General features: G+C 70.2%; 7 protein-coding genes and 1 pseudogene. 6 read left to right on the top strand and 2 right to left on the bottom strand.

What is annotated here, in order from left to right:
• The first annotated feature begins 11 nt into the window (after positions 1-11).
• On the top strand, positions 12-4,595 hold the full coding sequence (locus BN971_RS24505; RefSeq protein WP_139027050.1) for a non-ribosomal peptide synthetase: 4,584 nt from the start codon (positions 12-14) through the stop codon (positions 4,593-4,595).
• Positions 4,582-17,193 (top strand): non-ribosomal peptide synthetase, encoded by a 12,612-nt coding sequence (locus BN971_RS05830; RefSeq protein WP_169718576.1) that lies wholly within the window; start codon positions 4,582-4,584, stop codon positions 17,191-17,193. The genes BN971_RS24505 and BN971_RS05830 overlap by 14 nt, the downstream gene beginning before the upstream one ends.
• 36 nt (positions 17,194-17,229) lie before the next feature.
• Here BN971_RS05830 and BN971_RS05825 read toward each other — a convergent pair whose 3' ends face one another.
• Entirely contained in the window at positions 17,230-17,904 is a 675-nt protein-coding gene (locus tag BN971_RS05825; protein WP_085180206.1) for a methyltransferase family protein, read from the bottom strand.
• A 647-nt stretch (positions 17,905-18,551) separates the two neighbouring features.
• Between BN971_RS05825 and BN971_RS05820 the strand changes: the two are divergent.
• From BN971_RS05820 to BN971_RS05805, 4 genes and pseudogenes are all read left to right on the top strand, one after another.
• Positions 18,552-18,875 (top strand): annotated as a pseudogene (locus BN971_RS05820) (2'-5' RNA ligase family protein); the annotation flags it as partial.
• Positions 18,876-19,042: 167 nt separating this feature from the next.
• Positions 19,043-20,077 (top strand): biotin synthase BioB, encoded by a 1,035-nt coding sequence (gene bioB, locus BN971_RS05815; RefSeq protein ID WP_085179023.1) that lies wholly within the window; start codon positions 19,043-19,045, stop codon positions 20,075-20,077.
• 17 nt (positions 20,078-20,094) lie between these two features.
• On the top strand, positions 20,095-20,292 hold the full coding sequence (gene bsaP / locus BN971_RS05810) for a biotin synthase auxiliary protein BsaP (RefSeq protein ID WP_085179010.1): 198 nt from the start codon (positions 20,095-20,097) through the stop codon (positions 20,290-20,292).
• Positions 20,289-20,945, top strand: a complete 657-nt coding sequence (locus tag BN971_RS05805; protein WP_085179009.1) for a DUF2567 domain-containing protein — start codon at positions 20,289-20,291, stop codon at positions 20,943-20,945. Before bsaP ends, BN971_RS05805 begins: the two co-directional genes overlap by 4 nt.
• Here the strand turns inward: BN971_RS05805 and BN971_RS05800 are convergent.
• Complete coding sequence (locus BN971_RS05800) at positions 20,940-22,280, bottom strand: lipase family protein (protein ID WP_085179024.1); 1,341 nt, start codon at positions 22,278-22,280, stop codon at positions 20,940-20,942. The genes BN971_RS05805 and BN971_RS05800 overlap by 6 nt on opposite strands.
• Positions 22,281-22,385: the final 105 nt, after the last annotated feature.

Below are 22,385 nucleotides of genomic sequence, written 5' to 3'. Positions count from 1 at the left end.
AGGTACACCCGATGGAACTTGATGACCGGGCGCTCCCGCTGACGCGGGGACAGCTTGACATTTGGCTTGCGCAGGAAACGGGTCAGTCCGCCACGGAGTGGCAGCTCGGCGTCCTCGTGCGCTTTGACGGCACGGTAGAGCGCGACTTGCTCGAGCGGGCGATCCGTCACGCTATGAGCGAGGCCGAACCGGCCAGGGCCGCCATCTTCGAGTTGGACGGGCAGATCTTCCAACGGGCGATCGATCAGTCGGACCTCGAGGTCGATTTCTACGATCTCAGCGACTCGCGCCATCCGGTGCAGGAAGCCCGGGAGATAGCGCTGAAGATCCAGCGCACCCCGATGCCGTCGACGGGTCCGCTGTTCAAATTCGCGTTGTTTCAAACATGGTCGGATGAGTTTTATCTGTTCGGGTGCTTCCACCACCTGGTCATCGACGGATCCGGAATAACTCTCATCGCCAACCGGATTGCGACGGTCTACGCCGCAATCGTTTCTGACGCACCAATTCCGCCCGCCTTCTTCGGGTCGCTGCAGGACCTCGTCCGCTGCGAGTCCGAATACGAAGCGTCCACCGATTACCTGGAAGACCAGGACTACTGGACTCGAAACCTCCCGGCGGAAAGCGGACCGCACCATCAATTACCGCAGGCCGCGGGCGACGAGGATCCGTCTCAGCCTTCGGCGCCCGTTCGCCTGGATCCCGCGGTGCTTCGGCAGGTCCAGGAGTTGTCCCAACAGTGGAATATGCCGCGGTCCTCGGTGATCACCGCCGCCAGCGCACTGCTGGTGCGTGGATGGTGCGCCGACGGCTCCGAGGTGGTGCTGGACTTCCCCGTCAGCAGGCGGGTGCGTCTGGAGTCCAAGACGCTGCCCGGGATGATCTCCGGGGTGGTGCCGCTGGTTTTGCGCGTTTCGCCCGCGGCCACGGTGGCCGAGTTCTGTCAGCACGTCGATACCCGAATCAGGGAAGCGCTGCAGCATCAGCGGTTCCCGGTACATGCGCTGGAACGCAAAGCCGACCCGCGCGGCGCCGGGCAGTCAGCCGAGCGGGTGAGCGTCAACTTCATGCCGTCGAAAATGACCATGGACTTCGCCGGTGTCACCGCGTCGGCGTCGTTCACCAATCCCGGCCAGGTGGGCGCCTTCGGGCTGATCTTCTCCGGCGCCGGTGACCAGCTTTTCCTCAGCACGTCGGGCGCCGGGGGCCCGTTCTCGAATGCCGACGTATCCGATTTGGCGAGGCGCCTGGGCCGGCTGTTGGTGGAGATGACCACCGATCCCGCGCGGCCGTTGTCCTCGATGGACGTGCTCGAGGAGCGTGAACACGTCCGGCTGGATGGCTGGGGCAATCGGGAGGTCCTGACCCGGTCGGTGAGCGCGCCGGCGTCGATCCCGGCGTCGTTCGCCGCGCAGGTGGCGCGCGCCCCGGAGGCGGTCGCCGTCACGTGCGGGGAGCGCTCGCTGACCTACCGCGAGGTTGACGAGGCCGCCAACCGGTTGGCGCGGCTGCTCGCCGACGGCGGTGTGGGCCCGGGGCGGCGCGTGGCGATGCTGTTGCCGCGCTCGGCCGAGGCCATCGTGGCGATCCTCGCCGTGCTGAAGACCGGCGCGGCGTACGTGCCGATCGACCCGGCGGTGCCGCCGGCCCGCATCGAGTTCATGCTCGATGACGCCGCACCGATCGCTGCGATCACCAACGCGGGGCTGCTCGACAAGCTGGGCGGGCGCGATCTGCTGATCATCGACGTCGACGATTTGCCAGCCGGCGCCGCCGACGGCAGCTCCGGCACCCCGCTGCCGGAGCCGGACCCGGACAACATCGCGTACCTCATCTACACCTCGGGAACGACCGGTGTGCCCAAGGGCGTGGCCATCACCCACCAGAACGTGACGCGGCTGCTGGAGTCCCTGGACCTGGAACTGGCGCCCGGGCAGGTGTGGTCGCAGTGGCATTCCCTGGCGTTCGACGTCTCGGTGTGCGAGATCTGGGGTGCGCTCTTGTACGGTGGGCGCCTCGTGGTGGTGCCCGAGTCGGTGGCGCGTTCGCCCGAGGATTTCCACGCGCTATTGGTCAGGGAACAGGTCGGCGTCTTGAGCCAGACTCCGTCGGCGTTCTATGCGCTGCAGGCCGCCGACGCGCTCTCACCCGAGCTCGCACGCCAGCTCAAGCTCGAGGCCGTCATCTTCGCCGGCGAAGCGCTGGAACCCCGCCGGCTGCGGGCGTGGCTGGACAATCACCCGGAGCGACCGCGCCTGCTCAACCTCTACGGCACCACCGAGACCACGGTGCACGCGTCGTTCCGGGAGATCGCCGCCGCCGATGCGGACAGCCTCGTCAGTCCCATCGGGGTGCCGCTGGCCCACCTTGGTTTCTTCGTGCTCGACGGCTGGCTGCGGCCGGTCCCGGCGGGTGTCGTCGGCGAGCTGTACGTGGCCGGCTCGGGCGCGGGTTGCGGGTACTGGCGCCGGCCGGGCTTGTCGGCGACGCGGTTTGTGGCGTGCCCGTTCGGCGGGCCCGGGGCGCGCATGTATCGCACCGGGGACCTGGTGTGGTGGGGCGCCGACGGGCAGCTGCGATATGTGGGGCGCGCCGACGAGCAGGTCAAGATCCGCGGGTATCGCATCGAGCTGGGCGAGGTCCAGGCGGCGCTGGCCGCGCTGGACGGGGTCAAGCAGGCCGTGGTGATCGTGCGGGAGGACCGCCCCGGCGACAAGCGCCTCGTCGGGTACGTCACGGGGACCGTCGACCGCGCCTCGTTCGGGACCACGGCGCGCGCCGAACTCGGGGAGCGGTTGCCGGCGTACATGGTGCCGGCCGCCGTGGTGGTCATCGATGCGCTGCCGCTGACGGTCAACGGCAAACTCGACAGGCGGGCCCTGCCGGCACCGGAGTACCAGGACGTCGATCGCTACCGTGCCCCGGCCGACGCCGTCGAGGAGATCCTGGCCGACATCTACGCCCAGGTCCTCGGCCTCGAGCGGGTCGGTGTGGACGAGTCGTTCTTCGAGCTGGGCGGGGACAGCATCTTGTCGATGCAGGTGGTCGCGCGGGCGCGGGCCGCCGGTGTGGTCTGCCGACCGCGCGACATCTTCGTCGAGCAGACCGTGGCCAGGCTGGCCCGGGTGGCCGGGGTGGCCGCCGGCGATGTCGACGTGAGCGACGCGGGCCTGGGGTCGTTGGTCGCGACGCCGATCATGTGCTGGCTGCACAGCGTGGACGGCCCGGTCGACCAGTTCAACCAGACGCTGTTGATGCAGGCACCCGTCGGGGTGACCGAGTCCGACGTGGCCGTGGTGTTGCAGGCCTTGCTCGATCGGCACGCCATGCTGCGGCTGCGCGTGGACGAGGACGCCGGGGGCTGGTCGCTGACGGTGCCCGAGGCGGGCTCGGTGGACGCGCGGCAGCTCCTGCGGGCGGTGGACACGCTCTCCGATGAGGCGGTGATCGAGGCGCGCTCCCGGCTGAACCCGTCGGCCGGGCGGATGCTCAGCGCGCTTTGGGTGGTCCCGACCGGCCAGTTGGTCCTGGTGGCCCATCACTTGGCCGTCGACGGAATGTCGTGGCGGATTTTGGTGGAGGACCTCAACCTGGCCTGGGTTCAGCATCGCGCCGGCCAGCAGGTGGCGTTGCCCTCGGGTGGGACGTCGTTCGGGCGGTGGGCGTCGCTGCTGGCCGAGCACGCGTGCCGGCCGGAGGTGGCCGAGCTCGCGCAGGCGTGGCGGCAGGTCGCGTCGGTGCCGGCGGGGCTGCCGCCGGTGCGACCCGACGTGGATACCTTCGCCGCCGCCGGGAACATGTCCGCGGAGCTGGATGCCGACACCACCCGCATGCTGCTCGGAGAGGTGCCGGCGGCATTCCACGCCGGCGTCCACGAGATCTTGTTGATCGCGTTCGCCCTGGCGGTGGCCGAATTCGTCGGCAGCGGCGGGGCCCCGATCGGCATTGACGTCGAGGGCCACGGGCGCGAGGAAGAACTCTTCGCCCCGGACGAGCACGTGGACCTGTCGCGCACCGTGGGGTGGTTCACCACCAAGTACCCGGTGGCCCTGCACGTGGGCGCGCTGGATTGGGCGCAGGTCACCGCGGGCGCCGACGCCCTGGGGGCGGCGATCAAGGAGGCCAAGGAGCAACTTCGGGCCCTGCCCGACGGCCTCACCTACGGTTTGCTGCGCTACCTGAACCAAGACGTCGATCTGGCGGTCACCGATCCGCCGATCGGGTTCAACTACCTGGGGCGCCTGGGCGCGGGGGAGGCCGATCTTTCCGGTGATGTGTGGGAGATCTGCCAGGACGGCTGGTCGGTCACCGGCGTCGCCGCCGCCATCCCCATGCCGCTGATGCACACCCTCGAACTCAACGCCGGCGTCATCGACACCGACACCGGGCCGCGGCTGCGCGCCAGCTGGACCTGGGCGCCCTCGGCCCTGGATCAGGCTCAGATCAGCCGGTTGAGCCGGTTGTGGTTCGACGCGCTGGCCGGCATGTGCGCGCACGTGCGAGGCGGAGGGGGAGGGTTGACACCGTCCGATATCGCAGTCGGTCTCAGCCAGGAGCAGATCGACGAGCTTCAGCGGCAATATGCGGATAGCTGACGTATTGCCGCTGACCCCCCTGCAACAGGGGCTGCTGTTTCATGCCAGCACCGCGCAGGGTGAGGACGACGTTTATGCGGTGCAGCTCGATCTCACGCTGACCGGTCGGCTCGACCAGCACCGCCTCCGCGAGGCCGTGCACAACGTGGTCAAACGGCATCCCAACCTGGCGGCGCGATTCTCCGCGAAGTTCGACGTGCCGATGCAGATCATCCCGGCCGATCCCGTCGTGCCGTGGCGGTACGTCGACCTCGTCGGGGCGGCGGAACTCGACGAGGAGATCCGGCAGATATGTGCCGTCGAACGCGCGGCGGTGTGCGATATCGCCCAGCAGGCGGCCTTTCGGGCGGTCCTGATCCGCACGGCGGAAAATCACCACCGGCTCGTGCTCACCAACCACCACATCGTGCTGGACGGCTGGTCGTTGCCGATCCTGCTGGGGGAGCTGTTCGCCAGCTATTACGGGCACTGGCTGCCCGCGGCGGTCCCGTATCGCAGATTCGTCTCGTGGCTGGCCGGCCGTGACCTCGATGCCGCCCGCGCCGCGTGGGGTGAGGTCCTGGCCGGATTCGAGGCGCCCACGCTCGTGGGTCCGCCGGGCGGCCTGGGGCTGGGGCGGCGAGGCGTCGCGTCGTTTCGGCTGCCCGAACACCTCACGCCGGCCGTCGGCGATCTGGCGCGCTCGCACCACACCACCGTCAGCACCGTCCTGCAGGGCGCCTGGACGCAGCTGCTGGTATGGCTGACCGGGCACCCTGACGTCGCCTTCGGGACAACGGTCTCGGGCCGGCCGGCCGAAGTCTCCGGCGCGGACTCGATGGTGGGCCTCTTCATCAACACGGTGCCCGTGCGGGCGCGCGTCACCGCCGCCACCACCACGGACCTGCTCGCCCAGCTGCACGACGAACACAACCACACCCTCGATCACCAGCATCTGGCGCTCAACGAGATTCACCGCGTCGCCGGCCAGGACCAGCTCTTCGACACGTTCTTCGTCTACGAGAACTACCCGCTCGACACCGCCGCGCTGTCGGGTGCGGACGGGCTGGCCATCACCGAGTTCACCCACCGCGAATACAACCACTACCCGCTTGCGGTCCAGGCGCTGCCGGGCGACGAAATGGCCCTACGGGTCGAATTCGACACCGATGTGTTCGATGAGGCCGGCATCGAAACCCTGATGCGGCGGTTCGAGCGCGTGCTCTGCGCGATGACGACCGATCCGGGTCGGCGGTTGTCGTCGTTGGATGTGCTGGACCAATCCGAGCATGCGCGGTTGGACGGCTGGGGTAACCGGGCCGCATTGACCCGGTCGATGGGCGCGCCGGTGTCGATCCCGGCCGCCTTCGCCGCGCAGGCCGCGCGCACGCCGGACGCGGTGGCGGTGACCTTCGAGGGTGTGCCGACGACGTATCGGGAGCTCGATGCGTCGGCCGACCGATTGGCGCATGAGTTGGCAGCCCGCGGTGTGGGTGCCGGGCAGCGGGTGGCGTTGTTGCTGCCGCGCTCGGCCGAGGCGATCGTCGCAATGCTGGCCGTCGCGAAGACCGGCGCGACATACGTGCCGATCGACCCGGCCGTCCCCGCGACGCGGATGCAGTTCGTGCTCGGGGATGCCGCGCCGGTCGCCGCTGTCACCACCGCCGCGCTGGCCGACCGGCTCAGCGGGCACAACCTCTGGGTCATCGATATCGCCGATACCGCCGATACCTCGGTCGCCCACCAACCCGGGACGGCACTGCCGGGGCCGGCCCCCGACGACATCGCATACCTCATCTACACGTCGGGGACGACGGGCACGCCCAAGGGGGTGGCGATCCCGCACCGGAATGTGACGCGGCTGTTGGCGACCCTGGACGCCGAGATGGAGCTGGCGGGCCGGGTGTGGTCGCAGTGTCACTCGCTGGCATTCGACTTCTCGGTGTGGGAGATCTGGGGTGCGCTGCTCTACGGCGGGCGGGTGGTGGTGGTGCCCGACGCGGTGGTGCGCTCGCCGGAAGACCTGCACGCCCTGCTGGCGGCCGAGCGGGTCGGCGTGCTCAGTCAAACGCCGTCGGCGTTCTATGCGCTCCAGGCCGCCGATGCACAGGCCGGGCACGGGAATGCGCTCGGCCTGGAGGCCGTGGTGTTCGGCGGTGAGGCACTCGAACCCCACCGGCTGCGCCCGTGGCTGGAGAAACATCCGGGCCTGCCGCGCCTGATCAACATGTACGGCATCACCGAGACGACGGTGCACGCCTCGTTCCGGGAGATCGTCGCCGCCGATGTGGACGCCGTGGTCAGCCCCATCGGGGTGCCGCTGGCCCACCTGGGGTTCTTCGTGCTGGACGGCTGGCTGCGGGCGGTGCCGCCGGGCGTGGTGGGCGAACTGTACGTCGCCGGCGCGGGCGTGGCCGACGGATATGTCGGCCGGCCGGGATTGAGTGCGACCCGCTTTGTGGCGTGTCCCTTCGGCGAGCCCGGGGCGCGCATGTATCGCACCGGGGACCTGGTGTGGTGGGGCGCCGACGGAGAGCTGCGGTATGTGGGGCGCGCCGACGAGCAGGTCAAGATCCGCGGCTACCGCATCGAACTCGGCGAGATCCAGGCGGCGCTGAACGCGCTGGACGGCGTCGAGCATGCGGTGGTGATCGCGCGCGAGGACCGCCCCGGCGACAAGCGCCTGGTGGGGTACGTGACCGGGACCGCGGACCCTCACACGCTGCGCGGCGCGCTGGCCGAGCGGCTGCCGTCGTACATGGTGCCGACCGCGGTGGTGGTCATCGATGCGTTGCCGTTGACGGTCAACGGCAAGATCGACACCCGCGCCCTGCCGGCGCCGGAGTACCAGGACACCGGCCACTACCGCGCCCCGACCAACGCGGTCGAGGAGGTGCTGGCCGGGATCTACGCCCAGGTGCTGGGCGTGGAGCCCCCCCTGCTGGTCGGCGTCGACGACTCGTTCTTCGACCTGGGTGGGGATTCGTTGTCGGCGATGCGGCTCATCGCCGCGGTCAACGCCGCCCTGGACGCCGGCCTGTCGGTGCGCGCGGTGTTCGAGGCGCCCACGGTGGCCCAGCTGGCAACCCGGATCGGCGGGGACGAGGGCCGGCTGGAGCCCCTGGTGGCCGGGGAGCGGCCGGCGGTGGTGCCGCTGTCGTTCGCCCAGAGCCGGTTGTGGTTCATCGACCAGTTCCAGGGGCCTTCGCCGATCTACAACCTGCCGGTGGCGTTGCGGCTGAGCGGGCACCTGGACGCCGCGGCCCTGGGTGCGGCCATCGCCGATGTGGTCGGCCGCCAAGAGGCCCTGCGGACGTTGTTCCCGGCGGTCGAGGGGGTGCCGCGGCAGGTGGTGGTGCCCGCCGAGCGGGCCGACTTCGGGTGGGCGGTGGTGGATGCCACCGGCTGGACGGACGACGCGCTGGGTGAGGCGATCGACGAGGTGGTGCGGCACCCGTTCGATCTCGCCGCCGAGATTCCGCTGCGCGCCCGGCTGTTCCGGGTCGCCGAGACCGAGCATGTCTACGTGGCGGTGATGCACCACATCGCCGCGGACGGCTCGTCGATCATGCCGCTGGTGCGCGATACGGGCATCGCCTACGCCAGCCGGTGTGCCGGGCAGGCCCCGGGCTGGGCGGACCTGTCGGTGCAGTACGTGGACTACACGTTGTGGCAGCGGGCGCAGTTGGGCGATCTGGGTGATAGCGGCAGCCGCATCGCTGCGCAGGTGGCCTATTGGGAGGATGCGCTGGCCGGGATGCCCGAGCATCTGCAGCTGCCGACCGATCGGCCGTATCCGGCGGTGGCGGATTATCGCGGGGCCACCGTGGCGGTGGACTGGCCGGCGGAGTTGCAGCAGCGGGTTGCCCAGGTGGCCCGGGAGCACAATGCGACCAGTTTCATGGTGCTGCAGGCCGCGCTGGCGGTGTTGCTCTCCAAGCTGAGCGCCAGCAGCGATGTGGCGGTGGGTTTCCCGATCGCCGGGCGTCGCGATCCCGCGCTCGATGATCTGGTGGGCTTTTTCGTCAACACGCTGGTGTTGCGGGCCGACCTGTCCGGGGACCCCAGTGTCGCCGATCTGTTGGCTCAGGTGCGTCGCCGCAGCCTGGCCGCCTACGAGAACCAGGACGTGCCCTTCGAGGCGCTCGTCGAGCGGCTCAACCCCACCCGCAGCCTGACCCATCACCCGCTGGTCCAGGTCATGCTGGCCTGGCAGAACTGGCAGGACAACGGTCCCCTCGATCCCGCCGTCGGGATGGCCCTGGGCGACCTGCAGGTCACCCAGCTACCGCTCGACACCCGCACCGCCCGCATGGACCTCTCGATTTCCCTGGCCGAGCGCTGGGGCGAGGACGGCGAGCCCGCCGGCATCTGGGGCGCGGTGGAATTCCGCACCGACGTCTTCGACGCGTCCAGCATCGAAACCCTGATCCAACGGCTGCACCGGGTGCTGGCGGCCATGACCACCGACCCGCGGCGGCGGCTGTCGTCCATCGATGTGCTCGACGCCGCCGAGCGCCGCCGTCTGGATGAAGTAGGCAACCGCGCGTCGTTGACCCGGGCCCCACGGGCGGTGGGATCGGTACCGGCGTTGTTCGCCGCGCAGGTGGCGCGCACGCCGGACGCGGTGGCGGTGAGCTCCGGGCACGGGTCGTTGACCTACCGGGAGCTCGATGCAGCAGCCGACCGGCTCGCGCACGCGCTGGCTGGATGCGGGGTCCGCCCGGGCGCCTGCGTGGTGTTGCTGATGGAGCGCTCGGCCCAGGCCGTCGTGGCCATGCTGGCCGCGCTGAAAACCGGTGCCGCGTACCTGGCGATCGACCCGGCACTCCCGCCGGCCCGGATGCAGTTCATGCTCGACGACGCCGCGCCGATCGCGGCGATCACCACCACCGCATTGGCCGACCGCCTGCGCGGCCGCCAACTGGCGATCCTGGACATCGACCACCTCGCAGAAACCGACGCCGACGTCGCGCCCGGGAGCGCACTGCCGGCGCCGGCCCCCGACGACATCGCATACCTCATCTACACCTCGGGTACCACGGGGACCCCCAAAGGGGTGGCCATCACCCACCACAACCTCGCCCACCTGGCGGAGTCGACACCCACACACCTGCCCGCGGCGCAGGTGTGGACGCAGTGCCACTCCTACGCGTTCGACTTCTCGGTGTGGGAGATCTGGGCCGCGCTGCTCGGCGGGGGACGGCTGGTGGTGGTGCCCGACGCGGTCGTCGGCTCGCCCGACGATTTCCACGAGCTGCTGCTCAGCGAACGGGTCAATGTGCTGACCCAGACCCCGTCGGCGGTGACCGCACTGAACCCGCAGGGCTTGGAGTCGGTGGCGGTGCTGCTCGGCGGCGAGGCCTGCTCGGCCGAGGTGGTGGAGCAGTGGGCGCCCGGGCGGGTGGTGATCAACGCCTACGGGCCGACCGAGGCCACGGTGTACGTCTCGATGAGCGCGCCTCTGAACACGGAGGACTCGTTCGGATCCGGCGCGGCGCCGATCGGCGCCCCGGTACCGACCGCCGCTCTGTTCGTCCTCGACGAGTGGTTGCGACCCGTGCCGGCGGGTGTGGTCGGTGAGTTGTACGTGGTCGGCCGCGGCGTCGGGGTCGGATACGTCGGCCGCGCCGAATTGACCGCCTCCCGGTTCGTTGCCGCCCCCTTCGGGGAGCCGGGCACGCGGATGTACCGCACCGGCGACCTGGTGCGGTGGCGCGCCGACGGGCAGCTGCAGTACCTCGGGCGCGCCGACGAGCAGGTCAAGATCCGCGGCTACCGCATCGAGCCCGGCGAAGTCCAAGCCGCACTGGCCGCGCTGGACGGGGTGCAGCAGGCGGCGGTGATCGCGCGCGAGGACCGTCCCGGCGACAAGCGCCTGGTGGGATATGTGACCGGGACCGCCGAGCCGGTCAAGCTGCGCGCCGCGCTGGCCGAGCGGCTGCCGCCGTACATGGTCCCCGCCGCCATCGTGGTGCTCGACGCGCTGCCGTTGACCGTTGGCGGCAAACTGGACAAGCGGGCCCTGCCGGCGCCGGAGTACCAGGACGCCGGCCAATACCGCGCCCCGACCACCCTCACCGAGGAGATCCTGTCCAGCGTCTACGCCCAGGTGCTGGGTGTCGAGCGCGTCGGGGTGGACGACTCGTTCTTCGACCTGGGTGGGGATTCGTTGTCGGCGATGCGGTTGATCGCCGCGGTCAACGCCGCCCTGGACGCGGGTCTGACCGTGCGGGCGGTGTTTGAAGCGCCGACGGTCGCTTTGTTGGCGACGCGGATCGGTGGGGGTGAGGGCCGGCTGGAGCCGCTGGTGGCCGGCGAGCGGCCGGCGGTGGTGCCGCTGTCGTTTGCCCAGAGCCGGTTGTGGTTCATCGACCAGTTCCAGGGGCCTTCGCCGATCTACAACCTGCCGGTGGCATTGCGGCTGAGCGGGCACCTGGACGCCGGGGCCCTGGGTGCGGCGCTGGCCGATGTGGTCGGCCGCCAAGAGAGCCTGCGGACGTTGTTCCCGGCGGTCGAGGGGGTGCCGCGGCAGGTGGTGGTGCCCGCCGAGCGGGCCGACTTCGGGTGGGCGGTGGTGGATGCCACCGGCTGGACGGACGACGAGCTGGGTGAGGCGATCGACGAGGTGGTGCGGCACCCGTTTGATCTGGCCGCCGAGATTCCGCTGCGGGCGCGGCTGTTCCGGGTCGCCGAGGACGAACATCTGTACGTGGCGGTGATGCACCACATCGCCGCCGACGGATGGTCGATCGCGCCACTGGTGAACGACCTCGCGGTGGCGTACGCCAGCCGGTGTGCCGGGCAGGCCCCGGGCTGGGCGGACCTGTCGGTGCAGTACGTGGACTACACGTTGTGGCAGCGGGCGCAGTTGGGCGATCTGGGTGATAGCGGCAGCCGCATCGCTGCGCAGGTGGCCTATTGGGAGGATGCGCTGGCGGGGATGCCCGAGCATCTGCAGCTGCCGACCGATCGGCCGTATCCGGCGATGGCGGATTATCGCGGGGCCACGGTGGCGGTGGACTGGCCGGCGGAGTTGCAGCAGCGGGTTGCCGAGGTGGCCCGGGAGCACAATGCGACCAGTTTCATGGTGTTGCAGGCGGCGCTGGCGGTGTTGCTGTCGAGGCTGAGCGCCAGCAGCGATGTGGCGGTGGGTTTCCCGATCGCCGGGCGTCGCGATCCCGCGCTGGATGACTTGGTGGGCTTTTTCGTCAACACGTTGGTGTTGCGGGCCGACCTCAGTGGCGATCCCAGTGTCGCCGACTTGCTTGCGCAGGTGCGTCGCCGCAGCCTGGCCGCCTACGAGAACCAGGACGTGCCCTTCGAGGTGTTGGTCGACCGTCTCAAGCCCACCCGCAGCCTGACGCATCACCCGCTGGTCCAGGTCATGCTGGCCTGGCAGAACTTTGCGTGGCAGGACAGCGACGCCGCCGGATTGGCCCTCGGTGATCTTCAGGTCAGCCAGTTGCCGGTCAACACCCGCACCGCGCGCCTCGACCTGTCGTTCTCCCTGGCCGAGCGCTGGGGCGAGGACGGCGAGCCCGCCGGCATCTGGGGCGCGGTGGAATTCCGCACCGACGTCTTCGACACGTCCAGCATCGAAACCCTGATCCGACGGCTGGAACGGGTGCTGGCGGCCATGACGGCCGATCCGGCTCGGCGGCTGTCGTCGATCGATGTGCTGGACGAGGCCGAGCATGCCCGGTTGCAGGGGTGGGGTAACCGGGCGGGTCTGACGGCCCCGGTGAGCCGGGCGGTGTCGCTCTCGGAGGTGTTTGCCGCGCAGGTCGCGAGCACCCCCGAGGCGGTCGCGGTGAACTGTTCCAGTGGGTCGGTGACGTATCGGGCGCTGGACGATGCGTCCGCGCGGTTGGCACGGGCGTTGGCGGGGCGGGGAGTGGGCCCGGGGCAGCGGGTGGCGTTGCTGCTGCCGCGTTCGATCGAAGCGATCGTGGCGATGGTGGCCGTGGTCAAGACGGGGGCGGCGTACGTGCCGATCGATCCGTCGGTGCCGGCGGCGCGGATGCAGTTCGTGCTCGGCGATGCCGCGCCGGCGGCAGCGGTGACGACGGCGGGGTTGGCCGACCGGTTGGCGGAGTTTGACCTGGCGGTCATCGACGTCGACGAGCTGGCCGATGACAGTGGTTCCGGTGTCGCGCCGACGGGCGCGGGGCCCGACGACACGGCCTATCTGATCTACACCTCCGGGACGACGGGCACGCCGAAGGGGGTGGCGATCCCGCACCGGAACGTGACGCGGCTGTTGGCGACCCTGGACGCCGAGATGGGGTTGGCGGGCCGGGTGTGGTCGCAGTGTCATTCGCTGGCATTCGACTTCTCGGTGTGGGAGATCTGGGGCGCGCTGCTCTACGGCGGGCGGGTGGTGGTGGTGCCCGACGCGGTGGTGCGCTCGCCGGAGGATTTGCTGTCGTTGCTGGTGGCCGAGCGGGTGGGTGTGCTGAGCCAGACGCCGTCGGCGTTCTATGCGCTGCAGACCGCCGAGGCGTTGGCGCCCGAGCTGGGCGACCGGCTGTGCCTGGAGGCGGTGGTGTTCGGGGGCGAGGCGTTGGAGCCGGCGCGGTTGCGCAGCTGGTGGCAGCGTCACCCGGGGTCGCCGCGCCTGATCAACATGTACGGGATCACCGAGACCACGGTGCATGCGTCGTTCCGGGAGATCCTGGCTGCGGACGTGGACGCCGTGGTGAGTCCGATCGGGGTACCGCTGGCCCACCTCGGCTTCTTTGTGCTCGATCGGTCGTTGCGCGCGGTGCCGCCGGGCGTGGTGGGCGAACTGTATGTCGCCGGCGCCGGAGTCGCGGACGGGTACGTCGGCCGGGCGGGGCTGAGCTCGACGCGGTTTGTGGCGTGTCCGTTCGGGCAGCCCGGGACGCGGATGTATCGCACCGGGGACCTGGTGTGGTGGGGCGCCGACGGGCAGCTGCGGTACGTGGGGCGCGCCGACGAGCAGGTCAAGATCCGCGGGTATCGCATCGAGCTGGGCGAGATCCAGGCGGCGCTGGCCGCGCTGGAGGGCGTCACGCAGGCCGTCGTGATCGTGCGGGAGGACCGCCCCGGCGACAAGCGCCTCGTGGGATACGCCACCGGGACCCTCGATCCGGCCTCGTTCGGGACGTCCGCGCGTGCGGCGCTGGCCGAGCGGTTACCGACATACATGGTGCCGGCCGCCGTCGTGGTCATCGATGCGCTGCCGCTGACGGTCAACGGCAAACTCGACACCCGAGCCCTGCCGGCACCGGAATACCAAGACGGCGACTCCTACCGTGCCCCGGCCGACGCCGTCGAGGAGATCCTGGCCGACATCTACGCCCAAGTCCTCGGCCTCGAGCGGGTCGGCGTCGACGACTCCTTCTTCGAACTCGGCGGCGACAGCATCTTGTCGATGCAGGTGGTCGCGCGGGCGCGGGCCGCCGGTGTGGTCTGCCGACCGCGCGACATCTTCGTCGAGCAGACCGTGGCCAGGCTGGCCCGGGTGGCCGGGGTGGCCGCCGACGACGTCGACGTGAGCGACGAGGGCCTGGGTCCGCTGGTCGCGACGCCGATCATGTGCTGGCTGCACAGCGTGGACGGCCCGGTCGACCAGTTCAACCAGACGGTGCTGCTGCAAGCCCCGCCAGGCGTCAGCGAGGCCGATGCGGCAATGCTGTTGCAGGCCTTGCTCGATCGGCACGCCATGCTGCGCCTGCGCGTCGATGAGGACGCCGGCGGCTGGTCGCTGACGGTGCCCGAGGCGGGGTCGGTGAACGCCCGCGACTGCCTGCGTGCGGTGGAGACGCTGTCCGATGAGGCGGTCATCGAGGCGCGCTCCCGGCTGAAGCCTGCGGCCGGAAGGATGCTCAGCGCGCTGTGGGTGAGCTCGACGGGTCAGCTGGTCGTGATCGTTCATCACCTGGCCGTCGACGGGGTGTCGTGGCGAATCCTGTTGGAAGACTTCAACATCGCCTGGGCGCAGCATCGCGCCGGGCAGCAGGTGGCGTTGCCCTCGGGCGGGACGTCGTTCGGGCGGTGGGCGTCGCTGCTGGCCGAGCACGCGTGCCGGCCGGAGGTGGCCGAGCTCGCGCAGGCGTGGCGGCAGATCGCGTCGGTGCCGGCGGCGCTGCCGCCGGTGCGACCCGACGTGGATACCTTCGCCGCAGCCGGGAACCTGTCCGCGGAGCTGGACGCCGACACCACCCGCATGCTGCTCGGAGAGGTGCCGGCGGCATTCCACGCCGGCATCCACGACATCTTGCTGATCGCCTTCGCCCTGGCGCTGACGGAGTTCGTGGGCGGTGGTGGCGCGCCGATCGGCATCGACGTGGAGGGCCACGGCCGCCAGGAGGACCAGGCCGCATCGAAAGAACATGTGGACCTGTCGCGGACCGTGGGGTGGTTCACCACCAAGTACCCGGTGGCCCTGGAGGTGGGCGGCCTGGACTGGGCGCAGGTGACCGCGGGCGCCGACGCCCTGGGGGCGGTGATCAAGGAGGCCAAGGAGCAGCTGCGGGCCCTGCCCGACGGCCTCACCTACGGTTTGCTGCGCTATCTGAACCCCGACGTCGATGTGGCCGGGGCGGATCCGCCGATCGGATTCAACTACCTCGGGCGCCTGGGGGCGCCGGCGACCGAGTCGTCCCGTGACACGTGGCGGATCAGCCAGGAGGGCGCGTCGGCCGCCGGCGTCGCCGCCGCCATCCCGATGCCGCTGATGCACACCCTTGAACTCAACGCCGGCACCGTGGAGACCGACGCCGGACCGCGGCTGCGCGCCGGCTGGACCTGGGCGCCCTCGGCCCTGGATCAGGCTCAGATCAGCCGGTTGAGCCGGTTGTGGTTCGACGCGCTGGCCGGCATCTGCGCGCACGTGCGGGGCGGAGGGGGCGGGTTGACGCCCTCCGACGTCGTCCCCGCCCGCCTGAGCCAGGAGCAGATCGACGAGCTGCAACGGCAATATCGGGTCGCCGACGTCCTGCCGCTGACCCCCCTGCAGCAGGGCCTGCTGTTCCACGCCGGCACCGCACACGGCGGCGACGATGTGTACGCCGTACAGCTCGACATCACGCTGAGTGGTCGACTCGATCAGCACCGCCTGCGCAACGCCGTGAACACGGTGGTCAACCGGCATCCCAACCTCGCGGCCCTGTTCTGCGCGCAATTCGACGAGCCGGTGCAGATCATCCCGACCGATCCCGTGGTGCCCTGGCGGTACATCGACCTCGACGCGGGCGGCCCGGACCTGGAAGAGCAGATCCAGCGGGTGTGCGCCGCCGAACGCGCAGCGGTCTACGACATGGCCAACCAGCCGGCCCTGCGCGTCGCCTTGATCCGCACCGCCGTGGATCGGCACCGGTTCGTGCTGACCAATCACCACATCGTGCTGGACGGCTGGTCGCTGCCGATCCTGCTGGGGGAGCTGTTCGCCAGCTATTACGGGCACTGGCTGCCCGCGGCTCCGTCGTATCGCAGGTTCATCACCTGGTTGGCCGATCGGGACCGCGCCGCCGCCCGCGCAGTGTGGCGGGAGACGTTCGCCGGCTTCGACGACCCGACATTGGTCGGCCCGTCGGATCGATTCGGGCTGGGACGGCGAGGGGTCGCCTCGTTGCGGCTCTGTGAGCAGACCACGCGGGCCGTCACCGAGTTGGCGCGCTCACGTCACACCACCGTCAGCACCGTGCTCCAGGGCGCCTGGGCGCACCTGCTGGTGTGGTTGACCGGTCAGCATGATGTCGCCTTCGGCGCCGTCGTCTCGGGGCGGCCCGCGGAGGTGCCGGGCGCGGATTCGATGGTCGGCCTGTTGATCAACACGGTGCCGGTGCGGGCGGGCATCGCGGCAGAAACCACGACCGCCGATCTGCTCGACCAACTGCAGACCGCGCACAACCGCACGCTGGAGCACCAGCATCTGGGACTCAGCGAGATCCACCGCGTCACCGGCCACCGACGACTGTTCGACACCGTATTCGTCTACGAGAACTACCCGACGGACGCCGCCGCAATGTCGGCCGAGGACGGGTTGGCCATCACCGAGCTCACCAACCGGGACTACTATCACTACCCGCTCACGGTCCAGGCCCTGCCGGGCAACCAGCTGGAGTTGCGCTTCCAATACTGCGCGGAGCTGTTCGACGCGGCCGACGTCGAAACACTGATGGAGCGGTTCGATCAGGTGCTGGTGGCCATGACCGCCGACCCGACGCGGCCGTTGCCACCGATCGTCGTGCGAGCCGGCGGTAGGCACGCGCATCCGGATAGCCGGGGCAACGGGGCCGTGGGGCCCCCGCAGGCGATCACGGCGGCGGCGTTACCCGGATACCACGAGAACGGGAACGGCAACGCTGATGGGGCGCCGACGACGCTGGTCGAGCAGATCCTGACCGACATCTACTGCCAGGTGCTTGGTCTGGACGGCGTCGGGATCGATGAGTCGTTCTTCGACCTGGGCGGAGATTCGCTCGCGGCCATGCGGGCCGTCGCCGCGATCAACAGGGCTCTGGGCAGCCGGCTTTCGGTGCCCACCTTGTTCGAGGCACCCTCCGTGCGAAGCTTGAGTGAGCGGTTGGACGCCCATGGCAGCCCGGTGGAAGACCTCCCCGCGGTGAGCCCGGTCAGCGATCTGTAGGCGCCTCGGCGGCCGGCCCTCTGATGCGCAGGACCGCTACCACATCGATGGGACCAGGCGGTAGCGCACCTTCTGCGTGTACTCGCGGTATCCGTCCAGTTCCTTCTGGAGCAGCCTCTCCTCATCGCGGATGCGCGCAATGAGGACGATGACGCCCGGGGCGACGAAGACCAGCCCCCAGTAGGAGCCGAGCGCGAGCGGGATGCCGATCATCATGATCACGTTGCCGGTGTACATGGGATGCCGCACCATCCCATACAGACCGGTGGAGACGACCTGCTGACCTTCCGCGACCCGGACGGTGGCGGCGGCGTAACTGTTGTGAATGATGACCACCGCCACCACGCCCAACCCCGCGGCCACCAAGACATCACCCACCAGGCAGATGGCCGCCGGTACCGGCGACCAGCCGAAGCGATGATCAAGGGCGCTGACCACGACCATTGCCGCCAGGGACAAATACAGGCCGCCGATAACGAGCTTCTGCGCCAATCGGGTCTCCGCCGTCGGCCCCCCACGCATCCGGGCCTCCAACGCAACCGGATTAGTGCGCAGCAAATAAATCGTCGGCGTCCACGCCGAAATAGCGACAACCACCAGAAAAACCCACGCTTGCCAATATTTGAAGGTGCCCGCCGGGACAAACAGCATCAAGCCGAATACGAGAAACTCAACGAAACCGAATACCCACAACTTGGGAATGGTTTTCACCGATCCTCCTTGTTAGTCCGGCACCGCGGGACACGACGCACACCGCGACGCCGGGAAGCACTGCCCGCCGGCCTATCACCGCCGCACCGATCGCCGACTGCCGCACCAGCGGCGCAGGATGAAACTACCGCGGCCTCGCCGGAAAGTGTGAGCGAATGCGCGGTTTCCCGCGCCCGTGGCGGCGGTGGCGGGAGGCGTCTATGCGGAAGGCCGCATTCGGCGCGGCGCGCCCGGAGCGGCAGCGGTCGGCGATTCGCGGAGAAGCTGGAGGGTCGCCCCCGGGTGTTGGGCGGGGGACGAACCCTCTCCAGGGCTCCTGGTAGCTGCCACTGCCCTGATTGCCGCGAGCACTTGGCTACCGACCGACTGCTGATAGTCGCGCAGGTATTGAAGTCGTCGCGGGTCGTCCTCCGCCAGGTGGTGGGTGAGCGGATGCTCGGTCGTCCAGACTGCGTGGGCGGCGCCGGCACAGGCTCCACCGGCACTCCCGGCACCCCCTGACGGCATAACGAAGGGCCGGGCGGATCGCCGGCGGCCTCGGGGACAAGGATGATCGACATCATCGGGCCCGCCCCGGAGTGGTGGAAGCCGGCGGTGACCGAGGCGAAGTAGAGGCCCTCGGGTCGTCGGGCAGCGATGTCCGCGAGCGCCTCCCGTTGGCCTGCGCCGTCGGCGCGTCGCTGCTGCTGGGCCGAAGCAGCGCCATCCTGGCCCGCCTCATCGTGCCGACCGCGGACCTGCTGGACCTGCACGCCGAGGTGCACCGGCTCAGCGGCGGGCAACTGCACCCGGAACCGGCTCCCAACAGCCTGCCCGGCCGCTGGACGCCGCACGTCACGCTGGCCCGCCGGGTCACGGGACCGGCCCTGGGCCGCGCGCTGCGCATCGCGGGACGCCCGCAGGAGATCGCGGGCAGCTTCGCCGCGCTGCGCCGGTGGAACGGCGACAAGAAGGTCGACTACCTCATCTAGAGGCGCCCGGCGCCGGGATGCGTCCGCGGATCGATCGTCGCGGTGGCATACCCCGCCGGTTGCCGTGTTCAGCGGCGGTTACCCTACTTTGAACCGTTTTCATTCAGGCTGCCATGCGAATGTGGCAGGTGCGGCTGCGCGCCGACAACGATGCAGGGGAGTACTTGGTGACGCAAGCGGCAACGCGACCGGCGACCGGCGTTGACGAGACGGACATCCTGGCCGAGGCACGCGAGCAGGTGCTCGAGAGCGGCAACGGGCTGAGCCGCGACCAGGTGCTGAGGGTGCTGCGGCTGCCCGACGACCGGCTCGACGCGTTGCTGGCGCTGGCCCACGAGGTACGGATGCGCTGGTGCGGCCCCGAGGTCGAGGTCGAGGGCATCATCAGCCTGAAGACCGGAGGCTGCCCGGAGGACTGCCACTTCTGCTCCCAGTCGGGGCTGTTCGCCTCCCCGGTGCGCAGCGCGCGGCTGGACATTCCGAGCCTGGTCGAGGCCGCCAAACAGACCGCCAAGTCCGGCGCCACCGAGTTCTGCATCGTCGCCGCCGTGCGCGGGCCCGACGAGCGGCTGATGGCCCAGGTGGCGGCGGGCATCGAGGCGATCCGCAACGAGGTGGAGATCAACGTCGCCTGCTCGCTGGGCATGTTGACCGCCGAGCAGGTCGAACGATTGGCGGAAATGGGCGTGCACCGCTACAACCACAACCTGGAAACCGCCCGCTCGTTCTTCGCCAATGTCGTCACCACCCACACGTGGGAGGAGCGCTGGCAGACGCTGTCGATGGTGCGCGACGCCGGCATGGAGGTGTGCTGCGGCGGCATCCTCGGCATGGGGGAGACGCTCGAGCAACGCGCGGAGTTCGCCGCGGAACTGGCCGAGCTGGAGCCCGACGAGGTGCCGTTGAACTTCCTGAACCCACGGCCGGGCACCCCCTTCGGCGACCTCGAGGTGCTGCCGGCGACCGAGGCCCTCAAGGCGGTGGCCGCCTTCCGGCTGGCGTTGCCGCGCACCATCCTGCGGTTTGCCGGGGGCCGCGAGATCACCCTGGGCGACCTCGGGGCCAAGCAGGGCATCCTCGGCGGCATCAACGCCGTGATCGTCGGCAACTACCTGACCACGCTGGGCCGCCCCGCCGAGGCCGACCTGGAACTGCTCGGCGATCTGCAGATGCCGATCAAGGCCCTGAACGCCAGCCTGTAGCGGCCGGTGGCTGAGCCGTGGGCGCCTACAACGTGTACACCGGGAAGTTAGGGGAGACCGCCGTGCCCACGGCGGCCCAGCTGGGCCTGGAGCCGCCCCGGTTCTGCGCGCAGTGTGGCCGGCGGATGGTGGTGCAGGTCCGCCCCGACGGCTGGCGGGCGCACTGCTCGCGCCACGGTCACCTCGATTCCGCCGACGTGGAACCGCGGCGATGACGGACCGGCAGCAAGGCACCGCCCGGCCCTCGCGGCGGCATACCATTTTCCTTGCCGCCCTGGGCATTTCGCTTGCCGGCGTGCTGATCGGCGGGCTGTGGGCCTGGATCGCCCCGCCGATTCACGCGGTCGTGGCGCTCACGCGCTCCGGTGAGCGCGTGCACGACTACCTGGGCAACGAATCCCAGCACTTCTTCGACGCGCCCTGCCTGATGCTGGGCCTGCTGACGGTGCTGGCGGTGGTCGGCGCGGTCCTGGTGTGGGAGTGGCGAGAGCATCGCGGTCCGGCGATGGTCGTGGGGCTGTCGGCGGGGATGGCGACCGCGGCCGCCGCCGCGTCGGCGGTGGGCGCCGTCCTGGTGCGGCTGCGCTATGGCGCACTGAACTTCGACGCGGTGCCGCTGGTGGGAAAGCCGTCGGTCGCCTACGTCCTGGAGGCGCCGCCGGTGTTCTTCTCCGATCAGCCGCTGCCGTTGGCGGCGACCCTGCTGTGGCCGGTCGGCGTCGCGGCGCTGGTCTACGCGGTGCTCGCGGCGGCGAACGCGCACGACGACCTCGGGGCCCTTCCGCCCGCCGGGCCGGCATCGCCGGTGGGGCCGGTGGGACCCACGGAACCGGTGGGGCCTACGGAACCCGCCGCGCCGGTGTCATAGCGGTCGCCGGTGAACCGTGCGGCCGGTGATGACCTTGGCCGCGATCTTCGCCAGCCGCGCCATGCCGACGTAGGTCATCGGGTTGAACATCGTCGGCCAGGTGGTCCTGATCAGGTGCTCGGTCAGCGGCCGGCGGTCGAACCGGTCGGTGAGCCAGCGCAGCGTCATCGGGGCCGACAGCGGATGCAGCAGCATGTGCTCGTTGAACGCGTCGCGGTGGTAGGTGACCCGGGCGCCGCCGGCGGAATAGGCGTCGGCGAGCTCGTCGATGTCGTCGACGGAGATCAGGTAGTCGTGCACGGCCTGCACGATCAGCACCGGCGGGGTGGGCACCGCGGCGCCCAGCTTGATGTTGTCGAACACGAAGCTGACCTCGGGCGTCGACAGGATGTCCTCGAGCGGCTCGTCGAGGTAATCGCCCATGTTCTTGCGCGCCATCCGCACGACGGCCTCCACGGTCGTCATGTGTTCCAGCGATTCGAGCAGGGCGCGCCCCTCCTCGTTGGCGTGTTCCTTGATGACGCGGTCGAGGTCGGGGTAGATGTGGGCGAGCGCGGCCACCACCAGCGCGGGCAGCCCCGCCAGCAGGCTGCCGTTGAGCCGGCGGAAGGTGTGGCCGAGGTCGCCGACCGGCGAGCCGAGCACCGCCCCGACGATGTCGAGTTCGGGCGCGTAGGCGCCGCACATCTCGGCCGCCCACGCGCTGGCCAGGCCGCCGCCGGAGTACCCCCACAGCCCGATCGGGGCCCCCGTGGACAATCCGAGGCGCTCGAAGCTCAGCGCGGCCCGGATGCCGTCGAGCACCCGGTAGCCGGGCTCATACGGCGCGCCCCACAGGCCGCGGACGCCCTCATGGTCGGGCACCGAGACGGCCCATCCTTCGGCCACCGCGGCCAGGATCAGGAACAGCTCGAACTGGCCGATCGATCCGAGGGCCTTGGCGCCGCGACGCAGGGCGTACGACGGGAAGCAGCGGGACGTCATGGCGTCGATCGCGCACTGGTAGGACAGCAGCGGGCACGGGCGCTCGGGCGCCGCCTCGAGCGGGACGATCACCGTGGTCGCCGTCGCCTCGGGCGTGCCGTTCATGTCCATCGTCCGGTAGAGCAGCTGCACGGCCTTGACGGGCTGCGGGATCACGCCCAGGAACGCCAGCTCCACGTCGCGCGACCGCAGCACGGTGCCCGGCTCGGCGTGCTGAAAACCGAGCGGGGGCTGGTAAAACGGGTCGTCCGACGGAAGCAGCGGGCGCACCTTGCGCTGCAGCCCCTCGTGCGGGGGCTGACCGATCCACTGCGCCCCCCGCGTGCCTGCCAGATTGCCGAGCTCAACCATTGAGGCTCCCTTCATGGCCACCCGGGATTCTCCCGTATGAACGGGCGGTAGCCAAAACGCAATCGCCGCACTGCGCACCAGGTTGTGACATTTCCCAGGTCACGC

This window comes from Mycobacterium bohemicum DSM 44277 (genome assembly GCF_001053185.1).
Taxonomy (GTDB): Bacteria; Actinomycetota; Actinomycetes; order Mycobacteriales; family Mycobacteriaceae; genus Mycobacterium; species Mycobacterium bohemicum.
Note: the sequence above shows the minus strand (reverse complement) of the source record. Positions and strands in the feature narration are given on the sequence as shown.

What these genes read in the sequence shown, in the direction of transcription:
- BN971_RS24505 (WP_139027050.1), top strand. Translation starts at nt 12, where the DNA reads ATGGAACTTGATGACCGGGCGCTCCCGCTGACGCGGGGACAGCTTGAC.
- BN971_RS05830 (WP_169718576.1), top strand. Translation starts at nt 4,582, where the DNA reads ATGCGGATAGCTGACGTATTGCCGCTGACCCCCCTGCAACAGGGGCTG.
- BN971_RS05805 (WP_085179009.1), top strand. Translation starts at nt 20,289, where the DNA reads ATGACGGACCGGCAGCAAGGCACCGCCCGGCCCTCGCGGCGGCATACC.
- BN971_RS05800 (WP_085179024.1), bottom strand. Translation starts at nt 22,280, where the DNA reads ATGGTTGAGCTCGGCAATCTGGCAGGCACGCGGGGGGCGCAGTGGATC.